This is a genomic window from Pontibacter aydingkolensis, from assembly GCF_019443125.1.
GTDB classification, from domain to species: Bacteria; Bacteroidota; Bacteroidia; order Cytophagales; family Hymenobacteraceae; genus Pontibacter; species Pontibacter aydingkolensis.
On record NZ_JAHYXK010000018.1, the window covers coordinates 55,658 to 81,604 of the forward strand.

23 protein-coding genes are annotated in these 25,947 nt (G+C 47.2%); 14 read left to right on the forward strand and 9 right to left on the reverse strand.

Going from position 1 to position 25,947, the window contains the following annotated elements:
• Positions 1-96: 96 nt before the first annotated feature.
• From ppsA to K0O23_RS16825, 6 genes are all read right to left on the reverse strand, one after another.
• Complete coding sequence (gene ppsA / locus K0O23_RS16800) at positions 97-2,514, reverse strand: phosphoenolpyruvate synthase (protein WP_219878609.1); 2,418 nt, start codon at positions 2,512-2,514, stop codon at positions 97-99.
• A 324-nt stretch (positions 2,515-2,838) separates the two neighbouring features.
• Entirely contained in the window at positions 2,839-3,468 is a 630-nt protein-coding gene (locus tag K0O23_RS16805) for a DUF2911 domain-containing protein (protein ID WP_219878610.1), read from the reverse strand.
• A 159-nt stretch (positions 3,469-3,627) separates the two neighbouring features.
• Positions 3,628-4,965, reverse strand: a complete 1,338-nt coding sequence (locus K0O23_RS16810) for an amylo-alpha-1,6-glucosidase (protein WP_246597175.1) — start codon at positions 4,963-4,965, stop codon at positions 3,628-3,630.
• Entirely contained in the window at positions 4,949-6,520 is a 1,572-nt protein-coding gene (locus K0O23_RS16815; protein WP_219878611.1) for a vitamin K epoxide reductase family protein, read from the reverse strand. The genes K0O23_RS16810 and K0O23_RS16815 overlap by 17 nt, the downstream gene beginning before the upstream one ends.
• Positions 6,521-6,910: 390 nt before the next feature.
• On the reverse strand, positions 6,911-9,502 hold the full coding sequence (locus K0O23_RS16820) for a multicopper oxidase domain-containing protein (RefSeq protein ID WP_246597176.1): 2,592 nt from the start codon (positions 9,500-9,502) through the stop codon (positions 6,911-6,913).
• 321 nt (positions 9,503-9,823) lie between these two features.
• The gene (locus tag K0O23_RS16825; protein ID WP_246597177.1) at positions 9,824-10,135 is read right to left on the reverse strand and encodes a four-helix bundle copper-binding protein; all 312 of its coding nucleotides are present in this window, start codon (positions 10,133-10,135) and stop codon (positions 9,824-9,826) included.
• 240 nt (positions 10,136-10,375) lie between these two features.
• On the opposite strand from K0O23_RS16825, the gene K0O23_RS16830 reads away from it, so the two are divergent.
• The 12 genes from K0O23_RS16830 (at position 10,376) to K0O23_RS16880 (ending at position 20,005) form a co-directional block, all read left to right on the forward strand.
• Positions 10,376-10,831, forward strand: coding sequence for a hypothetical protein (locus K0O23_RS16830; RefSeq protein WP_219878613.1), 456 nt, complete (start codon positions 10,376-10,378; stop codon positions 10,829-10,831).
• Positions 10,832-11,019: 188 nt separating this feature from the next.
• Complete coding sequence (locus tag K0O23_RS16835) at positions 11,020-11,565, forward strand: helix-turn-helix domain-containing protein (protein WP_246597178.1); 546 nt, start codon at positions 11,020-11,022, stop codon at positions 11,563-11,565.
• Positions 11,566-11,686: 121 nt separating this feature from the next.
• Complete coding sequence (locus tag K0O23_RS16840) at positions 11,687-12,742, forward strand: YncE family protein (protein ID WP_219878615.1); 1,056 nt, start codon at positions 11,687-11,689, stop codon at positions 12,740-12,742.
• Between the two features lie 23 nt (positions 12,743-12,765).
• On the forward strand, positions 12,766-13,464 hold the full coding sequence (locus tag K0O23_RS16845; protein WP_219878616.1) for a hypothetical protein: 699 nt from the start codon (positions 12,766-12,768) through the stop codon (positions 13,462-13,464).
• 63 nt (positions 13,465-13,527) lie between these two features.
• On the forward strand, positions 13,528-13,833 hold the full coding sequence (locus K0O23_RS16850; protein ID WP_219878617.1) for a phosphoribosylpyrophosphate synthetase: 306 nt from the start codon (positions 13,528-13,530) through the stop codon (positions 13,831-13,833).
• Positions 13,834-13,846: 13 nt separating this feature from the next.
• Complete coding sequence (locus tag K0O23_RS16855) at positions 13,847-15,958, forward strand: copper-translocating P-type ATPase (protein WP_219878618.1); 2,112 nt, start codon at positions 13,847-13,849, stop codon at positions 15,956-15,958.
• Positions 15,959-15,984: 26 nt separating this feature from the next.
• Positions 15,985-16,455 (forward strand): hypothetical protein, encoded by a 471-nt coding sequence (locus K0O23_RS16860; RefSeq protein ID WP_219878619.1) that lies wholly within the window; start codon positions 15,985-15,987, stop codon positions 16,453-16,455.
• Positions 16,456-16,529: 74 nt separating this feature from the next.
• Positions 16,530-16,985 carry a DUF4175 domain-containing protein gene (locus K0O23_RS16865; RefSeq protein ID WP_219878620.1) on the forward strand — a complete coding sequence of 152 codons (456 nt, stop codon included), beginning with the start codon at positions 16,530-16,532 and terminating at the stop codon, positions 16,983-16,985.
• 22 nt (positions 16,986-17,007) lie between these two features.
• Positions 17,008-17,703: a DUF305 domain-containing protein gene (locus K0O23_RS16870; RefSeq protein ID WP_219878621.1), complete on the forward strand. Its 696-nt coding sequence runs from the start codon at positions 17,008-17,010 to the stop codon at positions 17,701-17,703.
• A 322-nt stretch (positions 17,704-18,025) separates the two neighbouring features.
• Entirely contained in the window at positions 18,026-18,424 is a 399-nt protein-coding gene (rsgA, locus tag K0O23_RS20325) for a GTPase RsgA (RefSeq protein ID WP_262902636.1), read from the forward strand.
• Positions 18,396-18,938, forward strand: coding sequence for a ribosome small subunit-dependent GTPase A (rsgA, locus tag K0O23_RS20330; RefSeq protein WP_317195705.1), 543 nt, complete (start codon positions 18,396-18,398; stop codon positions 18,936-18,938). The genes rsgA (K0O23_RS20325) and rsgA (K0O23_RS20330) overlap by 29 nt, the downstream gene beginning before the upstream one ends.
• 50 nt (positions 18,939-18,988) lie before the next feature.
• The gene (locus tag K0O23_RS16880) at positions 18,989-20,005 is read left to right on the forward strand and encodes a potassium channel family protein (RefSeq protein ID WP_219878622.1); all 1,017 of its coding nucleotides are present in this window, start codon (positions 18,989-18,991) and stop codon (positions 20,003-20,005) included.
• 18 nt (positions 20,006-20,023) lie between these two features.
• On the opposite strand, the gene K0O23_RS16885 is transcribed toward K0O23_RS16880, so the two are convergent.
• Positions 20,024-20,833, reverse strand: coding sequence for a PepSY domain-containing protein (locus K0O23_RS16885; RefSeq protein ID WP_219878623.1), 810 nt, complete (start codon positions 20,831-20,833; stop codon positions 20,024-20,026).
• Positions 20,834-20,918: 85 nt separating this feature from the next.
• A complete protein-coding gene (locus K0O23_RS16890; RefSeq protein ID WP_219878624.1) occupies positions 20,919-21,221 on the reverse strand; it encodes a hypothetical protein in 303 nt (100 codons plus the stop codon).
• A 357-nt stretch (positions 21,222-21,578) separates the two neighbouring features.
• On the opposite strand from K0O23_RS16890, the gene K0O23_RS16895 reads away from it, so the two are divergent.
• Entirely contained in the window at positions 21,579-22,850 is a 1,272-nt protein-coding gene (locus tag K0O23_RS16895; RefSeq protein WP_219878625.1) for a PQQ-dependent sugar dehydrogenase, read from the forward strand.
• Between the two features lie 83 nt (positions 22,851-22,933).
• Here K0O23_RS16895 and K0O23_RS16900 read toward each other — a convergent pair whose 3' ends face one another.
• A complete protein-coding gene (locus K0O23_RS16900; RefSeq protein WP_219878626.1) occupies positions 22,934-23,605 on the reverse strand; it encodes a YceI family protein in 672 nt (223 codons plus the stop codon).
• 258 nt (positions 23,606-23,863) lie between these two features.
• Here K0O23_RS16900 and K0O23_RS16905 point away from each other — a divergent pair, with 258 nt between their 5' ends.
• Positions 23,864-25,681, forward strand: a complete 1,818-nt coding sequence (locus tag K0O23_RS16905; protein WP_219878627.1) for a family 10 glycosylhydrolase — start codon at positions 23,864-23,866, stop codon at positions 25,679-25,681.
• Positions 25,682-25,947 lie beyond the last annotated feature (266 nt).

The window sequence follows — 25,947 nt, forward strand, 5'->3', positions numbered from 1 at the left end:
CAATGTGGCGTCCCGCCACCTGATACCGCACACTCGCCAGAGGCGAGCAAGGGCTGTTTTAAAGTAAAGTATAAGTATAGAAATGGCATGTAAACATCAGGAATAGACTGTAACACCTGACGCTTTCTCTGCCTGCAGCATGTTTTCAAGTCCTTTAAAAAAGGCGTCTGGATTAAAAGAGATGCTGTTGATGCCGTTCTCTACCAGGAAAGACGCATACTTTGGATAGTCGCTGGGAGCCTGGCCGCAGAGTCCAACTTTAGTGCCGGATTTCTTTGCTTTCTCAAGCGTCATCACGATCAGTTGCTGCACTGCCGGGTCGAATGGCGAAAAGATATCGCTTAGCAAACCTGAGTCCCGGTCTGCGCCCAGGCTAAGTTGCGTCAGGTCGTTGGAGCCGATCGAGAAACCATCGAATACTTCTGCAAACTCTTCAGCCAGCAATGCATTACTTGGTATCTCTACCATTACGTATACTTCCAGTCCGTTATCACCCCGCTTTAAACCATACTCTTCCATTAAACTGATCACTTTTTTACCCTCGTCTACTGTTCTGCAGAAAGGGATCATCAGCTTTACATTGGTCAGGCCCATTTTTTCACGCACTTTCTTCATAGCGCGGCATTCCAGTTCAAAACCTTCCTGGTACAATGGATGATAGTAACGGGACGCGCCACGCAATCCGATCATGGGGTTAGATTCCTCCGGTTCAAACTGCCGGCCTCCTATCAGGTTCGCATATTCATTCGATTTAAAGTCACTCATGCGCACGATCACATCCTTGGGGTAAAATGCAGCTGCGATGATACCAGTTGCCTCTGCCAGCTTATCTACAAAATAGTCTTCTTTGTTGGAGAAATGATGCGTGAGTTGCTCTATCTTTTCCCTTGCGTCCTTATCCTCTACCTTCTCAAAATGTTTCAGCGCCATGGGGTGTATCTGTATCGAGTTATTAATGATAAACTCCATCCGCATCAGCCCCACTCCATCGTTTGGCAGGAAAGAATATTTGAAGGCCTGCTCCGGATCGCCAAGTATAAGCATGGCTTTGGTCTGAGGGGTACCCAGTTTGCTCATGTCCGTCTTTTTTTCGTCCCACTCCAATACTCCCTCGTACACATAGCCGGTTTCCCCTCCTGCCGTTGATACGGTAACCTGGTGCCCGTCCTGTATAGTTTGCGTGGCATTTTCGGTACCAAGTACGGCAACAGCTCCCACTTCGCGGGCTACAATGGCGGCATGGCTGGTGCGGCCACCCTGTTCTGTGATAATAGCGATAGCTTTTTTCAGGATTGGGTCCCAGTCGGGATCGGTTTTACGGGTAACGAGCACCTCTCCTTCCTGCAGCTTGTCAATTTCTTTAGGTGAGTTGAGTATGCGGGCCACACCGGTTACAATGCGGTTACTGAGACCTATGCCCGAGCAAAGTACTTTACCTTCTTCCTGTAAAGTATACTCCGTAAAAAATGCCTGGTCTTTATGTTGGCTTTGCACTGTTTCCGGCCTGGCCTGCACTATAAACAGCTTTCCGGTTATACCATCCTTTGCCCATTCTACATCCATGGGTTGTTTGTAATGTTCTTCAATCCTTTTGCCCCACTTTGCGAGCTGAATTACTTCGTCATCCTGCAGCACAAACACTTCCTGCTTATCAGGTTCTGTATCCAGGTTTATGATGGCATCTGTTGGTAATTGCAACTCTCCCTCTTTCTTTTCAGCATATACCATGGTTTTGGCCTTGCTGCCAAGCTTGCGGGAGATGATGGGCTGCGCTGCTTTATCCAGCATTGGCTTAAAAACCACGAACTCATCGGTATTAACTGAGCCCTGTACAATGTTCTCACCTAGCCCCCAGGAGCCTGAGATTACGACCACATTTTCGAAACCGGTATCCGGGTCCAGGGTAAACATCACCCCTGAGCAGGCCCTATCAGACCTTACCATCGTTTGCACTCCTACAGATAAAGCCACCTGCATGTGCTCAAATCCATTGTCTACTCTATACTTGATGGCTCTGTTCGTGAAAAGTGATGCGTAGCTGTGGTGGCAGGCTTTGTAAAGGTTATTCAGGCCGCTTACGTTCAGGTAAGTTTCCAGCTGACCTGCAAAACTGGCGGTGGGCAGGTCTTCGGCAGTGGCGCTGCTTCGTACGGCCAGTGATACCTCATCGCCATATTCCTTTTTAAGGTAATTGTATCCGGTTTCGATTTCCTTTCTTATCTCCTCCGGAAATCTGGCAGAAAGTATAATATCCCTTGCCTTCTCACCTACTTCGTTTAGATTATTAAATTGTTTTGTATCGAGGCTGTCAAGTATAGATGTCAGCTGCTCCTTCAGGTTGTTCTGCTCCAGGAAGTACCAGTAGGCTTCCGAGGTAGTCGCATAACCATCCGGCACCTGTATGCCTTCCGGGTTAAGCTGGTTATACATTTCGCCCAGCGATGCATTCTTTCCGCCCACTTTGCTCAGGTCGTTGTAACTAATATCTTTAAACAGCTTAATGTAGTTTGCCATGTGTAAAATCTTAAAAAGGTAGTATGGACATATTTAAAGGAAGGGTGAAAAGAGGAAATACTCAGCACACCTGTAAATAAGCGCAAAGTATGGAGTTGCAGTACATATAGAGCTCAAGTACTACACTTAGATGTAGCTTTACTTGATTTACATATTTTAATAACGGATATAACCTTAACCAGTTACCAATCTTATCAAGCCAGTTTAACAACAACATCTCCCTAAAGCAAAGCGGCCACACAGTTTCCTGCATGGCCTCTTGAAGTATAGATGCTTAATCTTAAAGCGATTTATGCCTTTGCTGCTCGCTTATTAAAGCGAGCATTATACTGTTACCGGAACAGTTATTTTAAGCTTATCCCAGCTGATAACTATAGCGCCTTCATTGTTGCCTTCAGACACTATCTCGTAACGCAGACGCTCCTGCGGTTGCGCTACTATTTCTGGCTTTACTGTAATGCGTAGCACATCGTCTTTCTCGGAATAATTATCAGCTAAATGTTGCTCCCAGTTTTTGTTGATGATGATGGTCCACTCCTGCTCTCCCGGAATCGTGAAAAGGGCATATTTTCCGGCAGGCAAAGGCTTGCCATCAACCATAATATCCTTATCGGTTGTAAAGCTGGTAGCAGAGTGAGCGCCGGTTACCCAAACCTGGTTATAGGCTACAAGCCCACCCCAGATCATACGTCCGCGCACAGCTGGTGAGTGGTAATTTATCATCAGGTGCGCATTCCCTATCTGCCCGTGCGCTTCTGCTTTCAGACTGCCTTTCAAGGTATCTGGCTCCGGCTGTGCCCCGATAATGGTGGCACCCTCACTTAGTTCAGGCGTGTGCGCAGCATGGCTGTTTTCCTCAATAGGAGTTTCCTGCTCCTGGGCCGGCTGGGTGCAACAAGTAAGGGTAGCGCAAAGAATCAGCGCTGACGCGATATTCGTAAAGGTGGTGTTCATGGTGTATAAATGTAGAAATGTTCGACAAACTGTAGTTTATACTTTAGTTTTTGCCAAAGCTACAAAATTATCTCCTACAAGGTTAAGGTTAGTAAAACTGGAAGGCTTGGTAAAAACCAATTGTTTAGCAGATTCACTTATGACGTGCAAAATATACTTTTAGCCTTTGTCCCGCGCCTCATTTTCCTTCCCCCGCTGCTTGTTGATCATATCCACCACCAGCCCTGACCAGGTAAAGTCTTCTGCCCCGTGGCCTTCGCCGGTAAACGGGTTATAGTACTCCCTAAAACCGCTCCTGCTGATGAGTTGCTTTATACTTTGTAACAGGTTGGCGGCTTCTTCTGTGTAATCTTTTTCCAAGAGATGCGCCTGCATGAACCAGTTAAAAACCACCCAGGTAGGGCCACGCCAAATATAGATCGATTCATCAGGATTAAAAGCAGGTTCATCTTTGGCAAGCGAGGGAACAGGAAAAGACACATGAAAGCCGTCCTGATGCAGCAGATGCCGTTCCAGCACCTGTGTGCATACTTCCTTCGGTACACTTTTGAGCACTACCGGAAAAAAGATGGTTCCTGTACGCACTTTAAGCTTTCTGTAGTGATGGCCATACAGGTCATAGAAGGCTGCATCCTGCTCATCGTACATGTGTTGCATGATGCTCTTTTCAGTTACACTTGCCTGTTTCCTGAAATGGTGCTCCTCCTCATCAACAGCTATACCGCACAGTTCTGCCAGTGCCACCAGGTTTTGCGCGTAAATCGTATTAAACCCTACATCCTTTACAATAAACCTGTCGCTTTTATAGATCTCTGGCAGGTTGTAGTTCTTAAAAAAATTGAAAGCATCCACCTGCAGCACCTTCCAGAAAAGTAGCGGACCGCCTTTTCCTTCATAGCCAAGCACCGGATCGTAGCTGGCTTTCCAGTCCATACCCGACTCGAAGGGTGAGATGATCGAAAGCAGTCCCTCTCCCTCAAAGTCACGGTTTTGCGACAGCCATTTATAGTACCTCTTTAATTTGGGTAACATCTCCTTTACAAAAGCGATGTCCTTGTCAGCTTTGTAAACACATAAAACCGCCTGCGCGGCAAGAGGCGGCTGCACCAGTGCCGACATGTGCGGCTTGTACAGATGCAGAACGTCTACAGGTCTCAATTGAAGCAGGTCGGTTGACCGGCCCGGCCAAAGGCGTTTCCAGTAGTGCATGTGCCCTACAAAACCATTGTGGCGCTGCATGGCAAACAAGCTCCGTAGGTGTTTTTTAGCCATGTCCACTTCACTAAGTGCTACAAGCGTGAACACATGGAAACAGGTATCCCAGAAGTACTGGAAAGGGTACGTTTCCTGAGATGGCTTGGTAAAGTGGTAGTTAAAGCCTGTGTGCTCACCGCTAATCATGTTGCGGTGCAGCAAATCCCGCACCCGCTTCTTTAGCTCCTCATCAGAAAGCATCCCCTGCTCACGCTGCTCATTTAACTCACTTGATGTACTCATCCCAGCCTGCGTAATTCTGTGTTTTAGGGCCAAGCGGGAAGGCCAGTGCCGCCACAGCCAGTCCAAGTATAAGAGCCGTAATGTTCAAGACAGTTGGCCCGTCCAGAAACCATGGAGCCACAACAGCCACTAACCCGAGAAGTATGTTCAGGTAACGACCAATGCGCAACGGCTCCCCCATACAAATAACCGACACCACCACTACCAGCGAACCAGTAAGGTGCAGCACATCGGCCACTGTATCCTGAATAGGCACACCAAACACACCCGGTGCAAATACCATGGCCACGCCAAGCAGCATTGATACCGTCAGCGTCCACGGGAAACTCATGCCCCAGATAGAAGAGGCGTATACTTTGCCAGGTTCCTGCGGAAACTTCATCAGTTCCGGTGCATGCTCATCTTTCTCCCCACCTTCTATAGTACCGCCTTTCCAAAACAGCTTCCAGAAGCCTTCGCCCTTCTTCATTTTCTTTTTAACGAACTGGATCATGGCGATCACCTCGTCCACTTCTAACGGAATCATAGGCAGCATAATGGCTGCGGCTAAAAGACAGAAAGTACACCAGGCGCCTACCATTACCGGCTGCGAAATCACCAGGAAGATATGTACCAAACCCAGCGGAATAACAAGTATACCGAATACGGCTACCATCCAAGGCATGGTGCGCCAACGGGCAGGGCTACCCATCCAACCCATCAGGAACTCAAAGGTATAGGCAATGGCCCCTAAGCCGGCATCAGAAATCGGCAGCGAGTGAGACATATTCGAATTCAGTACCTGCTGGCTCTGATTTCCAAAAAACGGATCCCACATGGAATCAATATATCCCAACTGAAAGGCGGCCAGGTAACGTGAAACGATCCAGCCCACAAAACCAAGCACCATCATGATCCAGCGTTGTGGCCAACTGCTGGGGTTATAGCTCCAGCCCGGGGGCACCTTCGGCCCCATCTTCATGTACATGATCATGTTCGGCATACCCGGTATAAGTATGGTCAGCGCAATAATCAGGGCACCTAACATCGTGTCATTAAGGTATGCCACGGCAGATGGCGACCAGAAAAGTATAGGTGCCATGGTGAGCCAGATACCTACAAAGCAGCAGATCCAGAGGCTGACAGGGCGGTTGGGCGTAAGGCCGCGCCATCCGAAAAAGATGAGTAATGCTCCGCTAATAATGTCGCTCCACTTCATGAAGGCAATGCGCTGCTCCAGCGATAACCACACCGAACGGCCGCCGGAAGGCTGCACCGTGCCAATGCTATAGTCAAAGGTAAGCGGTGAGAAAAGTACCCAACACCCAAGTATGATGATCATCCAGTACACCCAGAGTGTTTGCATATGGTGCATGTGCAGCATCTTTTCACGCATCTCCGGGTCCATTTTCATGTCATGGCCTTCTTCGTCATTATGGTCATCACCATCATGCATTTTTTTGTTGTGGTCGCGCATCTGCTTCTCCGCCATAGGCCGGGTTACACCACGCATACCCATACCGCCTCCCTGATTATGCTGGTCGCCGGTGCTATGCTCTTGCTGATCTTTTTCCATAGTTATAAGTAGGTTTATACAGCAAATTGTAATCTAAAAGTGAGGGAGAGTTTCTGGGAGTTTAAAATCATACAGGACTTCCCTATAATTGTAGGTTTACCATCAACCAGCAGTATTAGTTTTATAAAATTACTGCAATTGATATTCCTTGAATACATATTTAGACACAGATTACACACTAATAGTCAATCAGTTACAACACTTGCCACTTGTGAAAATAAGCTAAGGATGTTCTTACAGTAAGGCCTTACCAGTTAAAAAACTAAAACAGCAGATTTCACCCTACTTTCCTTTTTCCATTTTACTGATTTTATAATTCCAAATTCGAAGCTGACAATTACTGTTCGCTCCACTTTAATAAATATAAGTTTAATTATGAGCTAACACATTTTAATAAACAAACGTTAGGCCGGCGCCATACTTCATATCGCTGTCATAGTGCGTGGATACCGAGACATACTTGGTTACTAAGTATTGCAGGCCGGCCATGTATTCTTTATCTGTATTGCCCATCAGGTTGAGGCGCAAGCGGTTGGTAAGTGGTACATCTTCGCGCCGCAATTGGAAACGTAATTTCCCCTTGCTGTCTACCCTCATTTCCGACACGATCAGCATAGGCAACGTGTATTGCACACCGGCTACTGCCACTTTACGGTTGTCTTGGTTGCTTAATTGCCCGAACATGTTTTTCTCCGGCTCATTTACGATACTATTGTAATGATAATCAAATCCGATGAAAGGAAAGAGCCACTGCATTTTGCCAAAGTAACGGCCAAAGTATGTTTCGCTTTCTATGCCGTACTCTTTCTTAAAGCCAATACGCCACTCGGTGGAGATCTGGTAACGAGAGCTGCCCAGTATAAACTCTCCATCGCTACCATTGCTTTCCAGCCCTATCTGCGCAGACGGCAGGAAAACTTTGTCTTCGCGGTTGAACATTTTACGAGCCTTTTCAGGATCTGGGAGTTCCGGGTTTGGAGGTGAGTTCTGATAGGTGAATACGCGACCCATACCAGCCATCATGTGGTAAAGAATATGGCAATGAAAAAACCAGTCGCCACTCTCCGAGGCTGCAAACTCAATGGTGTCCGTCTCCATCGGCAGTATGTCCAGCACATTTTTCATCGGCGCGTACTCACCATGCTTGTTCAACACCCGGAAGTCGTGCCCATGCAGGTGCATGGGGTGGCGCATCATGGAGTTGTTGAACATGATGATCTTCACGTTCTCTCCTTTTTTGATCAGGATCCTGTCAGACTCTGAAACTGTCTTATTGTCCATGGTCCACACGTAGCGGTTCATGTTGCCGGTAAGCTCAAAACGCAATACTTTCAAGGGACCGGGCCTGAGGGTTGTTTTTTTAGGAGCACGCAGCATGCCATAGTTCAGGGTTACCATCTCGCCACCGCTGCCGCTCATGTTCTGCATATCGTGCCCTTTCATGTCATGGCCTCGGTGTGAGGTGGTGTCTGCTTGCTGCTTTATCTCATCACCTCCATGCATGCTGTGGTCCTGCCCTGAAATTTCTGGGTACATCACGCTGTTCATGTCCATCTGCTGGTTGCTCATTTCCATGCCCATCGGCTCCATGTCCCCGCTCATTTTCATCATGTCGTTCATCATCTTCATACCCTCAAAGTAGTTCAGCTTGCCTAAACGCTGTGCCTTCATTTTCATGCCTCTGCCCAGCCACAGCGAAGTGGTATTGGAACGGTCTTCGGCAGTAGCCAGGAATTCGTACTGCATGTTTTCAGGTATGGTGACCAGCAAATCGTAGGTTTCGGCAGGCGCAATGATCAGGCGATCCACCTCCACAGGCTCCACATCGTTGCCATCGTTGCCCACCACCGTTATTCTGCCACCCGAATAGGTCAGCCAGAAGTAGGTCGAGGCACCGCCATTTACCACCCTGAGCTTTACGACATCCTCGGCCGTGAAATGCGTTTGCTCCGCTATATCCTGCCCATTGGTCAAAAATTTCTCATAAAACACATCGCTCACATCCATCGCTTCCATCCGCTTCCATTCATTTTTAAGTTTGGTGCCAAAGTAGCCTTTCCGGATAGCCTCCGCATAACCCTGTATCGCACCTTTCTGTATAGAAAACCAATCGTTGGCGCTACGCAACGAGCGGTATACCTCTCTGGGGTTCATATCTGTCCAGTCGCTCAGCACGATTGGGATGGCTGGCATGTCCGGCTCATTCACTTTGTTAAAAATCAGGGCACCATACATACCGCTCTGTTCCTGAAAGGCGCTATGACTATGATACCAGTAAGTACCGTTCTGTAGGATCGGGAATTTGTAGAGGTAGGTGGAATGAGGCTTGATCGGTTGCTGGGTAAGCCAAGGCACCCCGTCAAACCGGTTGGGCAGGAACACGCCGTGCCAGTGGATAGTAGTTTCTACATCCATCTCATTATGGACGTAAATTTCGGCCGTATCTCCCTGTGTAAAAGTTAGGGCAGGCGCCGGAATGCTGCCGTTAATGGCTATGGCTCTTCTGGTTCTTCCGGTGAAGTTGACCAGCGTATCACGCACATACAGGTCGTAACGAACCTTGCGAGGCGTATGCGTTTGTACCGGGCTCTCTGGTTTGTGTCCTGCTTTGTGAACGGGTTTCTCTTTTTCTTCCGGGTTCTGTACAGGTTCGACTGGGTCTTTCTGTGTCGGCTTTGCCTGATTCTGAACAGGCTTCGCTTTTTGCTGCTGCACCGGTTTTTTAGCCGGTGTGGCAGGTTTGGCTTTTACAGCTTTTTTTGGCGGAGCCTGCTGTTGCTTAGCCGGGGCTATTGGTTTTTGCTTTACCAGTGTCATGCCGCACTTGGGGCATTTGCCCGGCTTTGTGCTTTGCACCTCGGGATGCATTGGGCAGGTATAGATTTCAGTCTGCTGTTGCTGGGTTGATTTGTGATGTTCGTGCTGCGCGTAAGTGAAGGGAGCAGTTCCGAGCAGCAGCAGCGTGATCAAAAGCTTATACATCGTTATCTTTCTTTTTATGAAAAAGGGCTTCTTAATTTTCCTGGGCACTTCAGGACTACCATCTATGTAAAGTTAACCGGCAGCAGCACTTCGGGTTAAAGAAAGCTCCTGTTACCACAGTTTACATTCATTTTACTCTGCATAAATAAACTAGTTACCATTGGCATTGCTTTGTTTAGTACCACTTTCAATCTTTTACAGCCAATTATTATCTTATCGCTTGACTATAACCATAAAAAAATCACCCTGATCGCCCCTATAAAAGTATAGGACAATCAGGGTAATGCTTAGGTCATACATTTAGTCAAAATGAAATGAAAATTATGCCTGCCGGCAAGCCTGCTCACAACGGCGGCAAGCCTCGGCGCACATCTGGCAGTGGTCATGTTTATGCTTTGCGCACTCCTCCCCGCACTCACGGCATGCCTTGGCGCATAGGTCCAGCACTTCTCGCTTCATAGTAGAGTCACGTGCCACATAGTCCAGTGCCATTTTACAGATAGCAGCGCAGTCCATGTCGAGTCGTATACAGCGTTCCATCATTTTCACATCGTCCTCTTTCAAACAAGAAACGGCACAATAGTTACACGCTGCGGCACATTCAGCAAGCGCACTAATAAGTTCTCTATTCATAGTTGCATTCATAGTGAATATTATTTGGTTATAAGTTCTCTCTTATACACGACTCTTCTAAGGTCAGTTTTACAGATTTCTAATTGATTTTTACAAATTTTAAGATCCATTACATTGATAATCTAATTCATACATCATTTCAATATTTAAATTTTAGGGTATATTTGCAGGAATGTAGAGCTGTATCCGGTGCAGTTGCGCTTGGGCTGTTATATGCTGAAAAAAACCTTGATAAGAGAAATGCATAGTGCGGGACTGCTGCTTTTAGTGGTGTTCCTCAACCTGTTTTTTGTTCAGCTGGCCTGCAGCCTTCCACACCTGATGCAAAAGCTAGGCCCCCCTGCCTCTGCTTATCAGGAAAACGATAGCCATGGTCATAACCATTCGCACGACAATACCACAGCAAATATATCATCACGTCACCATAATAGTGAGGACGATTCGCACAACAGCTGCTGCACAGAGCAATCTAACTCTCCCTTTATAAAATCATCTGTGGACTCTTGCTGGTCTGCATTTGTTAAAGGGCAAACCAGCCCGTTGGCGCTGCTCACCTATACTTTCTACAACTTTTTTACAAAGTCTGTTATGGAGGTAGTTTCGCATGCGCCTCCTGAAGACCTTCCTCCCAAGATACCCGATATACGGATTTTTCTGCAATCCCTTATCCTGTTTGATATACTATATAGATTATAACCTCCAACAAGAGGCAAACGGCACCACTGTGTCCACACGTGTAGGCCAACTTGTCTACAAAATTCAGTAAATCAACGTACAACAACAGGATTACTGCCCAATACAACCTGATGCGGGGCAGCCCTTTATTCCTATCTGTTATGGACAGAAGTGATTGTAAGCAGCAAAGAATACTGCACATTAAAAACATGGTATGCCCGCGCTGTATCAAAGTAGTGCGGGAGGAGCTCGAGTCCATCGGTTTACCTGTTTTCGAGGTAGAACTGGGCAAGGCCACTGTCTGCGCTTCGGTAGATGTTAGAGAAGAAACTATTCGAGACGTGCTCTATAAAAATGAATTCGAACTCCTATGCGATAGCAAATCAGAGTTGGTCGAGCAGGTAAAACTGGCTGTCATTGACCTGATCTATCAGGATAAGCTGCCCCTGCTCAACACCACGGTATCCACGTACCTGGCAGCTGAGTTCATGAAAGATTATGCGACCATCAGTTCTACTTTTAAGGCACTGGAAGAAATGCCTTTGAGTCGCTACATCCTCCTTCAGAAGATTGAGCGGACAAAAGAGCTGCTGGAGTATAACCAGGAATCCGTAAGCCAGATAGCAAATCGGCTGGGTTACAAAAGTGTGCAGCATTTATCGGCACAATTTAAGGAGATCACAGGTGTCACGCCTCTTCGCTATCGCAATGCAGGAGGCCCGGCCCGTAAGCCTATTCATCAACTCAAAGACTGAATTTCCAGCTTTCAAAATAAAGTTTATTATATAACCACTCATGTAAAGCCAGCGGTAGGCCCTGGCAGTACGCTTGCGCTTAATAATAGCTTATGAATTTATTTTAAATCGCTTTTACCATATGAACAAATTCAACAAAAACCTCTCAAAAACCTTATACCTAGGATTAGTAGCCAGTGCTGTGCTGTTAAGTAGCTGCGACGACCATGTCGACCACGAAGAGCAACGCCCTCTGGATATTAATTACAAAGCCGCCTATGTTGTCAACGGGCAGGATAATAATGTTTCCGTTATCAGACTCGATGACAATCGGGTAACTGAAACGATAAAGCTTCGAGAGGCAGTGGCCCCACACCATATCTCAATCAGTCCGGATAAAAAGCACCTAGCCATCGCCATCACCTCTACAGACCTGAGCGATGGGCATGGAGGGCACGGTGGCGCCAGTGGTAACTTTAAAATAGTGATACTGGATGCGGTGACAGGTATGGAGGTGAAATCATTAGTTACACCAGCGATGCCGCATAACGCTGCCTACAACTCAACAGGCACTGAGCTGTGGGTCGGTCAGGCCGGCAGCAACAAGGTGCTGGTGTACGACACACAAAATTGGAATCTGAAGCATACGGCACAAGTCGGTAAAAGCCCTTCGGAGGTAACTTTCTCCACTAATGGCCAGCTGGTTTTCGTGGCTAACACCGATGATGCCACGGTAACCGTGATAGATCAGGCTACAAAGGCCGTCCGAAAAACCATTGTAGTGGGTGCTGAACCGGTGGGCGCCTGGCCCGCCACCAATGGAAAGATGTATGTCGATAACGAGGCTGGTCAGACAGTAAGCGTTATTGATGTGAATTCGCTTGAGGTTGAAGAAACCCTTGCCCTGGGTTACAAGCCAGGCTATGTGGCCTATCATAGTGGCGCCAACGAGCTGTGGGTGAGCAATGCAACAGATAGCAAAGTGGTGATCTATCGCCGTGATGGCAACATCTGGAAACATAAGACAGAAGTTGCCACTGGTGCTGACGCACATGCCATAGTCTTTGATGAGGACATGGTGTATGCCTATGTGACAAACCAGGGAGCACACACAGTTTCAGTCATCAAAGTGGCCGACTATTCCCGTGTCGGTAGCATACAGGTGGGCAAAATGCCAAACGGGATCATTATCAAATAAAATATCCTTTCTAACCTACTTTTATGTATTTGACAAACATCTTCCGCTACGGAATAACCCTTGTAGCTTTTGTGCAACTGGCAACGGCCACGCCGTCACTGGCTCATGGCAACGAAAAGCATGGCAAATCAAAAACTGAAAAAATAGAGAAGACTGAAGCCTTAGCCGTTGAGCAAGACACAACCCAGATAGCGCAACAGCAAACGGTAACAACCGAAGAGCACGCGGCTCACTTGCAGGATCCGTCTACTGTGCATGCCACACTGGCTGACTTCCCAAACAAACACCCGCTCATTGTACATTTCCCGATTGTGCTACTCTTGGTGGCTGCCGCGGTGGCGCTTTGCAACATTTTTTTTCTTCGCAAGGAGCTTGACTGGGTCGTGACCATAGCAACGCTTATCGGTTTTGTGGCGGCCTTTGTCGCCACAAAGTACGCGCACCCACACACCACCGGACTCACAGACCATGCGCAACTCGTGCTTGACCAGCACGACCTGTACGCCGACTGGACCGTGTACCTCGGGGGCTTTGGTCTGGCTGCACAGCTGATCAGTCAGTTCCTGTTCAAGGGCCGCCGCTGGAGTGTGCTTGTGGCAGCTCTTGTGCTCACGGGAGCCGCCTATGCCGTAGCCATGGCTGGTCACTATGGTGCGCAACTCGTGCACATAGAGGGTGTGGGACCACAGGGAAGGTATCTCGAAACGGAACATCACCACTAACAGTATAATAAAGACGCAGCCCCGGCTGCGTCTTTATTGCTTACAGGAACTTACAAAACCAACATGAACGACAACAACTATGATACCCTGTCCGAAGCGCTGAACGACCTGAAGAAACGCGGCTATACTGAGGACTTCAACCTAAAAGGCGACTGCATTGCCTGCCCTAGCCTGCAGCTGGAACTAAGGCCTGAGGAGTTTGAGGTAGACGAGGTCCACCGTTTCGAGGGCATGAGCTACCCCGGCGACAATTCGGTAGTATATGCTATTTCGTCCAGAGACCGGGCCATTAAAGGAGTGCTGACCGATGCATATGGAGCCTATGCAGAAGCGATTACACCAGAGATGGCACAGAAACTAAGAGCCTAACCCTCCCAACACCATGGACCACGATAAGCACCAGCACCACCACGGAAAAAGTCAAAAGCTACAGGCCATTGAGCAGAAAGATAAGGTAACGGAGCAATTGGAGGAAAAGACACTGCATGGGCATGAGCACGCCATGCACGGCGACACCTCAGGCCACCCGCCGCATGGGGAGCATGGCCATGACCACCACCGCATGATGATCGAAGACTTCAAGAAAAGGTTCTGGATATCACTGGCTCTGTCGGTACCTGTTGTTATACTTAGCCCGATGGTGCAGCACATTCTGGGCTTTACGCTGGATGTGCCTTATGCTATGTACATTGCCTTTGTGCTTTCTTCTATCATCTACTTCTACGGTGGCTGGCCATTCCTCACCGGACTTTGGGAAGAAGTAAAAAAAGGCTCTCCTGGTATGATGACGCTGATCGGTGTAGCCATCACAGTAGCCTACCTCTACAGCACTGCCATCGTCTTTGGCCTGCCGGGTATGGACTTTTTCTGGGAGTTGGCCACGCTGATCGTCATTATGCTGCTGGGGCACTGGATCGAGATGAAGTCGGTATTGGGTGCTTCTAAAGCACTGGAACTGCTGGTGAGTATGATGCCCGCCGAGGCTATGCTGATACGAGATGGTGAGACAATGCGAGTGCGCATCGAGGACCTTCAAAAAGGTGATCTGATACTGGTGAAGCCGGGTGAAAAAGTTCCTGCCGATGGTGTGGTAGAAGACGGTGAAAGTCACCTGAACGAAAGCATGCTGACCGGTGAAAGCAAGCCAGTTAAGAAAAACAAAGGTGACAAAGTGATCGGCGGCTCTATCAACGGGAATGGTTCGCTGCGGGTGCGGGTAGAGTTTACCGGTAAGGAAAGTTACCTCAACAAGGTGATCACGCTGGTGCAGGAAGCGCAAAAGACCAAATCGGATACGCAGCGCCTGGCCGACCGTGCCGCAAAGTGGCTTACTTATATTGCGCTGACAGCCGGCTTCGGCACGTTGGCTGTGTGGTTGCTGATGGGCCAGGAATTCGCTTTCGCCCTGGAACGTATGGTTACCGTTATGGTCATCTCCTGCCCGCACGCGCTGGGCCTGGCTGTACCGCTGGTAGTGGCTATCTCTACGGCTGTTTCAGCAAACAACGGGCTGCTCATCCGCAACCGTACTGCCTTTGAAAACTCCCGTCTCATCACCACTATCATTTTCGACAAGACCGGCACCCTTACCCAGGGCTCACACGAGATCGCATCGGTGGTTACGTTTGACAATACCATGGATGAACGGGAAATGCTGCGTTTAGCTGCCGGCGTGGAGCAGAACTCTGAACACTTTATCTCGCAAAGTATACTTAGAAGAGTAAAAGAAGAAGGGATAACGGTACCACCTTCAGAAGCCTTCAATTACCTGCCTGGCAAAGGGCTTGAAGGTATTGTGGAAGGCAAGGACATAAAAGTGGTTGGGCCGAACTACATCAAAGAGTTTAACATAGCTGTTCCTTCCAGTGAAGCAGAAGAAGGCGTGGAAACAGTGGTTTATACATTGGTAAAAGGAAAGCCTGTTGGCTACATCACCATGCGCGATCAGATACGGGAAGAGTCGGCAGAGGCGATACGTGTGCTAAAGGAGAACGGCATCAAGAACCTGTTGCTCACAGGCGACAACGAGCGGGTAGCAAAAAGCGTGAGCGACAAGCTGCAGATGGATGGCTATCTGGCTAATGTACTGCCGCACCAGAAACAGGAAAAGGTAAAGGAGTTGCAGGCACAGGGCGAATTCGTTGCGATGACCGGTGACGGCGTGAACGACGCCCCTGCGCTGGCGCAGGCCGATGTCGGTATAGCCGTGGGTTCCGGAACAGACGTAGCCGCAGAAACAGCCGATATCATACTTGTAAACAGCAATCCGCAAGACATTGCCTCCCTTATACTATTTGGAAAGGCCACCTACCGCAAAATGATACAGAACCTGATCTGGGCCACCGGCTATAACGTAATTGCACTGCCGCTGGCTGCTGGTGTATTGTACCAGCAGGGTATCATGATATCTCCGGCAGTAGGAGCTGCACTGATGAGTTTAAGCACCGTGATCGTGGCCATAAACGCACAACTGCTGCGAAGACAGATAAAGTAAATTCCGGACACATAAATAAGCTGCTCATGGAGAAGAAACACACTGCCAGCATCCGGGAAAGCCTAAGGGTAAGCGGCTTTGTGCTTGTAGTTGGATTCCTGCTGAACCTGATCTGGGAGAATGCCCAGGCACCACTTTACTTCGAATACAAAGGATTTTACAGTCATTTTATGATATGCTTTGTTGCCGCTGTGGTTGACGCGCTGGTCATCCTGCTGCTTTACCTGTTGTTTGCGCTCTTTATGCATAACCTCTACTGGCCTTTGCATGCTGGTGTGGGTCAATACTTTCTCCTCGTGTTTATCGGAGGGGTGATGGCTGTTTGGTTCGAGCGGTGGGCTTTCGTAAACAGGCAGTGGTCCTATAGGCAGGCTATGCCCATTGTCCCCATACTGGACATAGGATTACTCCCTCTGCTACAGTTAATGATTCTTCCGCTTCTGTCGATCTGGATAAGCACGCACCTTGCCCTGAAAAGACAACACTACAAAGTATAAAATAGACAATACATCAAGGCAAACGTACAACTAATCATAAACTGAATCCAAACCAATTCTTAACCTTTACCACTATGAAAAACTTATTATTCGCAACTACGGCTTTTTTACTATTAGTTTCAACAGGCTGCCAGCGTACTGATGATGCACGGGTAATGCTCCATGATAAGAATGAACGACGTGAAGTGTACGCTACTATACTTGATAATGAGGAGATGCGCAACGAGATGATGGATATGATGGGTGAACGGAACATGAGTGGCCCCATGGGACGAGGCGGCATGATGCAGGGAGGTGGCATGATGGGAGATACAATGCGTATGGGTGGCATGAACAGGCAACAGATGCAGGTCCGAATGCAGGAAATGATGGCACAATGCGAAACCGACACAGCTGCCTGTAACATGATGGCGCAAATGATGATGCAACACCGTGGTATGATGGGAAACATGATGCAGCGCATGCAGCAGCGTGGAATGGTAGACTCTGACTGCTATCAGCAGATGATGAATAACATGAAAACAAAGTAAACCAGTTTACACTAAAAAAATTATGAAAAATCCACTTAACCAGGTAAGCTTTAACGCTCTTATTGCAGGAGCAATATTGCTCTTCGCAGCATGTGCGCAGGAAAGTACCACAACCGACAGTACCACATCTGAGATGGCAGTAGAAGATCACGCGCAGCACGACATGAAGCAAGGCGAGATTAGCGGTATGATGGGGCACATGCACAAACACATGCAGGAAATACACGATATGAAAATGACAGGCGACCCTGACTATGACTTTGCTCAAATGATGACCATGCACCACCAGGCCTCAATCCGTATGTCTGAAGAGGAAATCGCCCAAGGCACAGACAACGAACTGAAAAAAATAGCAAAAAATACCATCAGCTCAAGAACAGCTGACATACAAAAGCTACAAAATTTTCAGAGAACACATGAGCCTGATACAGCGGAAGCCGCATCGACCATGGGAATGAAGGAGCACATGAACAAGCGCATGGCAGAAATGGGTGGCATGAATAAGATGGACAAGAAGGAAATGAGCAGTATGAGTCCCGATCAAAGGTATGCTCAGATGATGACCATGCACCATCGACATGCCAACGAAATGGCAAAGGAATTTCTAGAACAGGGGAAAATCCAGACAATGCGAGCAATGGCGCAGCAGATGATTGTTGAGCAGGAAAAAGAGATAAGGGAACTACAGGCATGGCTGAAGCAGAACCCGAAGCAATAGTTTTTTACCCTTACGTATGAAACCAGGTCAGCAACTCATTACCGGCCTGTTTTTATACTTTAATGGAATCCTGTATCTCAGGCAGCTGTCAAAAGTACCCTTTATGCAGGCTACTATTACTTTTCGTAAGCACTTAATAATCCTTAACCCTTACTTATAAAGTATGAAACCCGAAAACCTGGGATATAACGAGGCGCTTGAAAAGTATAGGCTTGAACATAACCTGAGCGGCTTTGAGGCAGGAAGAGTGGTGACAGAACACAAAGAACGCTAGATCGTCAGAACTGCTGAAGCAGAACTGGAAGCCGAGATAACCGGCCATATGCGCTTTACAGCCAAAGGCCGAGAGGATTTCCCGGCTGCGGGAGATTGGGTTGCGATTTCTCCCTACGATACCGGCCTTTCCATCATCCATGCTATATTACCCAGATTATCCACTATAAAACGGCAGGCAGTTAGCAGTTCAGGCGAGGTGCAGATCATCGCTACCAACATCGACTTTGCCTTCCTTGTGCAAGCCGTTGACCGCGATTTTAACGTGAACAGGCAGGAGCGCTATCTTACCATCTGCCACGCTTCTAAAGTACAGCCGGTAATTGTACTTACAAAGACAGACCTGATCGACTCTACACGCTTAGCAGAGATCATCCAAAGTATAAAGGCACGCATAAAAGAGACTCCTATTAGTGGCCGTGAACAACGAGACGCAGAGCGGCTTTGAGGAGTTGAAGGCATTTATAAGGAAAGGCAAGACTTACTGTATGCTGGGCTCATCGGGTGTAGGTAAATCTTCGTTGCTGAATAACCTTTCGGGCTGGGCTGTTATGCATACGGACGCCATCAGCAGGAGCATCAGCAAAGGAAGGCACGTGACCAGCCACCGGGAGCTGGTGATATTGGAGCATGGCGGAATACTCATCGACAACCCGGGAATGCGGGAAGTAGGTACAGCCGATACATCCGGAGGACTGGAAGCCACGTTCGACGTAATTGTCAGGCTGGTACAGGAGTTCAAGTATAAAGACTGCACCCACACCACTGAAGCAGGCTGCGCAGTGATGGCAGCCGTAGAAACCGGTGAATTAGACAGAGCCTCCTACGAGAACTACCTCAAAATGGAACGCGAAAAAGCTCGCTTCGTAACAACAGTGTCAGAGCGCAGGAAGAAAGACAAAGCATTTGGTAAGATGATCCGGAATGTAAAAAAAGATATCAAAAAAAGAGAAGATCAGTAAGCAATTCAATAGCATTGCCTGAAATCCGGCTAGTAATCATAACAGCACCTATGAAATACATTTATCTTGTAACCGGTATCCTTCTTTTCTTAGTTGTAATTGTGGACATCATCAAGACAACCTTTACATCAAAAGGAGGCGGACCGGTCACGACAATGCTCTCTCATAGTATCTGGAGGGTGTTTTTTATACTTTCCGGTAAAAAAGGTAATTCTATCCTACTCTCTTACGCGGGTACAGCCATACTTATAGCTGTGCTTTTGTCGTGGGTGGCAGGTATGTGGATAGGCCTTCTGCTGATGCTGCTTTCAGACCCGGACTCGGTTGTAAACAGCACTACGCGGGCCAGTACAGATTTCCTGGAGAAGCTATACTATGCCGGGTTTACATTGTCTACACTTGGTGTCGGGGATTATAATGCTTCTACAAATCTGTGGCGTGTTGTTACCAGCGTGGCAGCTTTCTCCGGACTGGCTTTTATCACGGCCTCTATTACATACTTTGTGCCTGTATTGCAGGCAGTGGGGCTACAAAGCAAGCTAAGCCTGTACATACACAGCATGGGCTTAACCCCGCAAAAGATTCTCAAAAACGGCTGGAACGGTGAAGACTTTTCTTCCTTTTCGGAGAATGTAGCTGATGTTTGCCAGATGCTGATGCAGCACATCATGCACCACCACTCCTATCCTGTCATACATTATTTTAACAATAATGAGCCTAAGCTGGCAGTATCTCCGGCTATTGTAACACTAGCAGAAGTATATCACCTGTTAAAGTGTGCCATCCCTCCGCACAAATGTATAGACAAGGTTAAAATGTCGATGCTGCAAACCACCATTGACTCCTACATCAATGTAATTAAAAGTGATTTCCTGGAAAATGGTAGTCCTGAGGCAAATGCACCCATTCCAGACCTTCAGGAGCTAAGGACTGAGGGCATACCTCTGCAGGATGAGACGCTCTTTAGAAAGGTAATACTGGAGGAAGTACATGATCGTAGGAAACTCCTTACGCGTATGTTGGAAACCGATGGCTGGTCGTGGAAACAGGTCTACGGAGAAGTGTAAGTTATACTTTCAGCTGCTCTAATTTGCCTTAAGCGTACGCTTTTTCACTTTTCTGACAGACGGAGAAGAAACAAAGTATAGCACGAATCCTGACAACACAGTAAACAAGCCAAAAATGGAGAAAGCCCTTAACAGGATGTTCCCAAAGTTATCCCTGCCCTGGTAATCCATGGTATGCAGCATCCAGAAGAAATCGAAAACCCGCCATTGGTTATGCCGGATAGACTGAAAAGTACCCAGTTCTGCGGAAACGTAGGCCGTGCAGTTGTCGGGCTGGCTAAAGGTAACAGCCCAGGCGGGTAAGGGCTTGCCCCGGTACTCATGGTGCGAACCAACTTCCGTCAGGTACTCTACCTTCTCAACCTTTATCGGATCTGCCATCTGGGCTCTGGCAACATTTACAGCCTCTTTTTCAGTTAAGGCAGAAACAAGCTGCCCTGTTTCGGCATTAGCCAGCTGTACTTTCACGTTAGACGATTGGGCTGGCATGTGTCCGTCTTCATTATGCGCAGAGTGATCCATCTCACCAGAGAAATAACGCACCTGGTAAGCAGGCATGCCGTTTATATCTATAAGTTGCACAGCCAGTACAGAGTCTACTTGCTTAGTATCTTTTATACTTTCCAGTACCACATGAGGCGACACTAAATTCAAGGAAGCCGGGAAATGCCTTTTCTCTTTGCGAAGGTGGTCACCGTGTACTTCATCAATATCGTTCCAGCTAAAGTATAGTCCTCCAACGGTCCAGAACAGGAATTGAACACCAAGTATAAGCCCCAGGTAGCGGTGCGATTTTCGGATATAGTAGTGTTTACTTTTCAGCTTCATAAAGCTAATATAAGTATAAAATCAAAAGCGTCTAACAAAACTTGTTTACCAGTTATACTTTCTTACCCTGAGGCAGGGTTTATACTTAATCTAACTCGAAACTAACCATTGCTGAAAATGATGTGTCAATTTTATCTGCTTCTACTTTAACTGAGAGGTGGTCATAAAAAACAAAACGCTTCTCTATTACTACTGAATTATCCTTCTCCACATCCAACATCTGATTGTAGATAGGTATATCCTTCTCATCAAGTACAAGTAGGCTAAGCTTAGTATCTTTTTCCGGCATCTTTGTGATGTGAATACTTTTTAAATTGATGCTTCTTGTTTTTTCGTTACCCTCGATGCGAAAGGCTGAATTATGCTGGTTAAGGTTAACTGCTTCCATAGGCTGAGACTTAAACTATACTTTTAAAGGCAACGCTATAGCGTTACTCCTACCTACTATACTTTACCTGTGTGATGATAAGTTATACTTGCGCTTTTAATTTCCCCTCCAAAGGCAAAAAAATAAATATCTTTTGCGGTAAGCATTAAGACTGTCTTCCTATGAGGTGCATCTACTTTGCGCCAATTGAAGCGCACAAATTAAAGGTTAAGCCAACGGTTAAGTGAATTGATACTATAAAACAATCTTCTAAAACACAGAGTTATTCATTATAACATATAAACATGTCAGGCACCATGTATAGACCTCATACTTCGCATATACGTTTACAAGGCTGGCAACATAAAACGAGTCACTATGAAAGAACTGAACAAACTCCTCTATGCAGCAATACTATCAGCTGTAACTTTAACATCGTGCAACCAAAATGCAGCTACACAGGAAGGTAATACACAAGACCAACCCCCACAGGGCACAGCCCAGACAGACTGTGAACCAATCGAGACCAGGGAGCCTAATGTACCGGAACAAGAGCCAACTTTTGAAGGCCAGACAAGAGCCTGCGCCATTACATCAGACGTAAACTTTAATGTAACAGTGCTGGCAAAAGGACTGGATCAACCCTGGGCCGTTGAGCCCATGCCAAACGGTGATTTGCTAATAACGGAGAAGCCGGGCCGCATACGTATTGTATCTGCTGCAGGAGAAGCTGGTCAACCTATTTCCGGTGTTCCTAAAGTAGACGACCGCGGGCAGGGCGGTTTGCTTGACGTGGCCCTTAGCCCCAACTTCGAATCAGATAACACCATTTACTGGAGTTATTCTGAGCCTCGCGGTAAAGGCAATGCCACCAGTGTTGCGAAAGGGGTGTTATCTCAGGACCGCAGAAGCCTGAGTCAGGTTAAAGTGATCTTTCAGGCAAAGCCTGGCTATAACGGTACGATGCACTTTGGATCGCGGCTGGCATTCGGCCCCGATGGTATGCTGTACATAACGCTGGGCGAACGCTCGGATAAAGAGATACGGCCACAGGCACAGCAAATGGACAGCCATATGGGTAAGACCATTCGCATTGCACCTGATGGCTCTGTACCTGACGATAACCCTTTCGTAGGACAAGCCGGTGCACTTCCGGAAATCTGGACAGTTGGTCACCGCAACGTGCAGTCAGCTGCTTTTGATGCTGATGGAAAATACTGGATTGTAGATCACGGACCTCAGGGTGGAGATGAACTAAACCTGGTTGAGAAAGGAAAGAACTATGGCTGGCCCCTGGTAACTTTCGGCGAAGAATATTCCGGCAACCCCGTACCGAATGCAGTTACCACCCGAGAGGGTTTTGTTGATCCGGTCTATTACTGGGATCCGGTAATTGCCCCATCCGGTGCACAATTCTACACCGGAGATGCCTTCCCGGAATGGCGTGGCAACCTGTTTGTTGGTGCACTTAAGGACCAAAGGCTGGTGCGCTTACGAATAGAAAACGGCCGCGTAACCGGCGAAGAACATCTGCTTGCTGACCGGGGCAAACGTATTCGCGATGTACGGCAAGGCCCCGACGGTGCACTCTATATCGTTACCGACAGCTCTAATGGTGAACTCTGGAAAATAACACCTGCCAGCAGGTAAGTGAAGAAAAGTGCCAGCAGAAAAACAAGAAAGCCTCTCCTGTATACAGGAGAGGCTTTCTTGTATAAGATTAAGGTTTAAAACTACTTACCGCTAACTGTCTGGTTAGCAGTATCAGCAACAAGTTTAATATCCAATGTAAACGTGTCGTTGATAATTTTGTCTGCCGCAGTACCTATCAGGCCCGAACGGTACTTAATGTCATACTGTGTTCGGTCTACCTCTATCTTGGCCTCTGCTTCAGCTGCTTTACCAGCTATTTTAACCGTAGCCGGAAATGAGATTGGCTGGGTAATGCCTTTGATGGTAAGGTCGCCGGTTATCCTATAGTTTGCCTCGCCGGCTTTTGCTTTGGCAATGGGTGCTGCCTTTGTAATCTTAAAAGACGAAGTGTTATACTTCTCCACCGAAAAGAAATCATCTGACTTCAGGTGGTCCGTTAACTTTTTGTTAGAACCTAGGTTAGTTATATCTTCAACAACAATAGTCGTCATGTCGATAACGAAGTTACCGCCTGTTAATTTGTTACCGTTAACCTGCAAAGCACCCTCCGATATATTTATCTTTCCGTAGTGCTCTCCTCCCACTTTTTTTGCATTCCATTTCATGGCACTGCTCTCCGTATTTACCCGAAGGGTTGAGGCAGCAGCTACAGTTACCTTGTCGTTTACAGTTAGGTTTTCTTGCGTAGCTGCAGTGGTTGTAAGCAAGGTGGCAAGCGCCAGTGCGCTTAAAAGTATAGAATGCTTTCTCATAATTTAGAACAATGATGTGGTTATGGTTATTGAGCAGCTAATGTAATAGGCTTCAACAAATTACACATTATCTTGCTGTAATTATTTTGTAAGTTTTATAAATCCTAAGTATAAACTGTGAGTTTAGAAGCACACGACAGCAAAGCATCAACAACAAAATATATAAATTAGTATACTGCTATACACTATCCTTATTTCTCTGTAATTTGCGGTCTGAATTTGCCTTATCAATTCTTACTTTACTCATTACAGGTTTACATGACAATTGCTTCGCTGTTTTCCAGGGCCATTGGATTAAAAACGATTGCTTTACTTTTTGCATGTATACTTTGCAGCCAGTTAACTAACGTTTTAGCGCAGGACTTACCTAACCGTGAGTTCCGGGGAGTTTGGGTGGCCACGGTGAGTAACCTGGACTGGCCGCAGCAAGGCGCATCAGCAGAAAATCAGAAAGCTGCGTTGCGTACACTTTTCGATAACATAAAGGCGGCTAACTTAAACACGGTATTTTTACAGGTTAGAACAGAGAGCGATGCCTTTTACAATTCCAGCAAAGAGCCATGGTCCAGATTCCTGACAGGCAAACAAGGGGTAAGCCCCGGGTATGATCCATTAGCTTTTGCCATTGAAGAAGCACATAACCGCGGGCTGGAACTGCATGCCTGGATAAACCCTTACCGGGTAAACTCCTCTACTTCTACTACAATTGTCTATGCTGAGAATCACGTTTCAAAGTCGAAGCCCGAATGGCTGCTGAGCTTTTCTACGGGTAAGAAAATACTAAACCCCGGCCTGCCGGAAGTAAGAGCCTATATAGCTTCTGTAGTACAGGAAATTACAGAAAATTACGCAGTTGACGGCATCCACTTCGACGATTACTTTTACCCTTACCCGGAAACAAACTTTACAGGAATCACGACAGAAGACGCACAAACATTTAACCTGCACGGCACCGGATTTACAGATGTAAAGGCATGGCGAAGGTATAATGTAAACGAAACGATCAGGCTGGTAAGCGAGGCTATTCAAGCTGCCAGGCCGGAGGCGCGTTTTGGTGTGAGTCCCTTTGGCATCTACAAAAACGGAGTGCCAGCTGGTATTACAGGAATGGATGCCTATAACGTGATCTATGCCGATCCGGTAAACTGGCTGGAGAATAAGTACGTGGATTATCTTACACCGCAATTATACTGGCCAATCGGGGGCTCGCAGGACTACCGGAAGCTGCTGGAATGGTGGGCAGATAAAGCTTATACTTCATCGCGCCACTTGTATGCTGGCCACGCCATTTATAAAACGACCTACACAGAACAGGAAGTGCCAAACCAGATCGACATCTCAAGACAAAACCGATCTAAAAATGCGCTTGGCGACGTACTTTACAGGGCCACAAACCTGAAGGACAACCTACTCAACATCCATACATCGTTAAAGAACAGTACCTACAAATATCCGGCTGCCCCACCGGCTATGGACTGGAAAAATGCCGAACAGCCAGCTGCACCGGAGGGTTTGGCGGTAACCGTGAACGAAGCCACCGGCGAACATGTACTGACCTGGCAAAGAAACACGGCCAATACGGGTCCATTTAAAAAATATATAGTTTATACTTCTGCTACCCTCCCTGAAAGTATAGCCGATATTCCGGATGGTGCAGTACGCGCATTACAGGCCTCGGAGTCGTTTACCATTGCAGCAGCAGATCTTCAGCAGGGGCCATCGTATTGGGTGGTAACAGAGCTTAGCAGTAGTAATGTTGAAAGCGGCATTAGCAATGCAGTAACTACAGGCACTGTAGCAGCCGTACGAAACATTGCTAAAGAAAGTGTACTTAAAATATACCCTAACCCCGCCTCCCGTATAGTATATGCTGATATTCACCTGAAAAAACCCTCTCAGGTCAGGGCAGAACTGGTATCGGTAGATGGTAAAATAAGAGGCCGTGTGCAGCAGAGAAGATACATAGCAGGTAACCACACCCTAAGTATAAACCGCGATAGATTAGCCCCCGGCGTTTATGCCCTGATCATTACCATCGACAGGCAAAGGGTGGTAAAGCGAGTAATTCTGAAGTAACCTAATTCAGTTTATACTTTTGCCAGTTTATACTTTACAGGATTAACCTAGCTCATTGAAGTATATAATCCGGATAACAGCCAAACTTTCATGTGATCAAAATAACCATAAGCCTCCCAGTGTCAGTTTCTGAGAGGCTTATGGCAATAACTTTTTTTATACTTCTCTGATACGCTTATCAGCATCCGGTGCGGTTAATGTCCTACAGGCTGTTAATGCGGCGTTTAGTATCCACTTTAGCGCCTTTACTAAAATTGTAGCGCAGT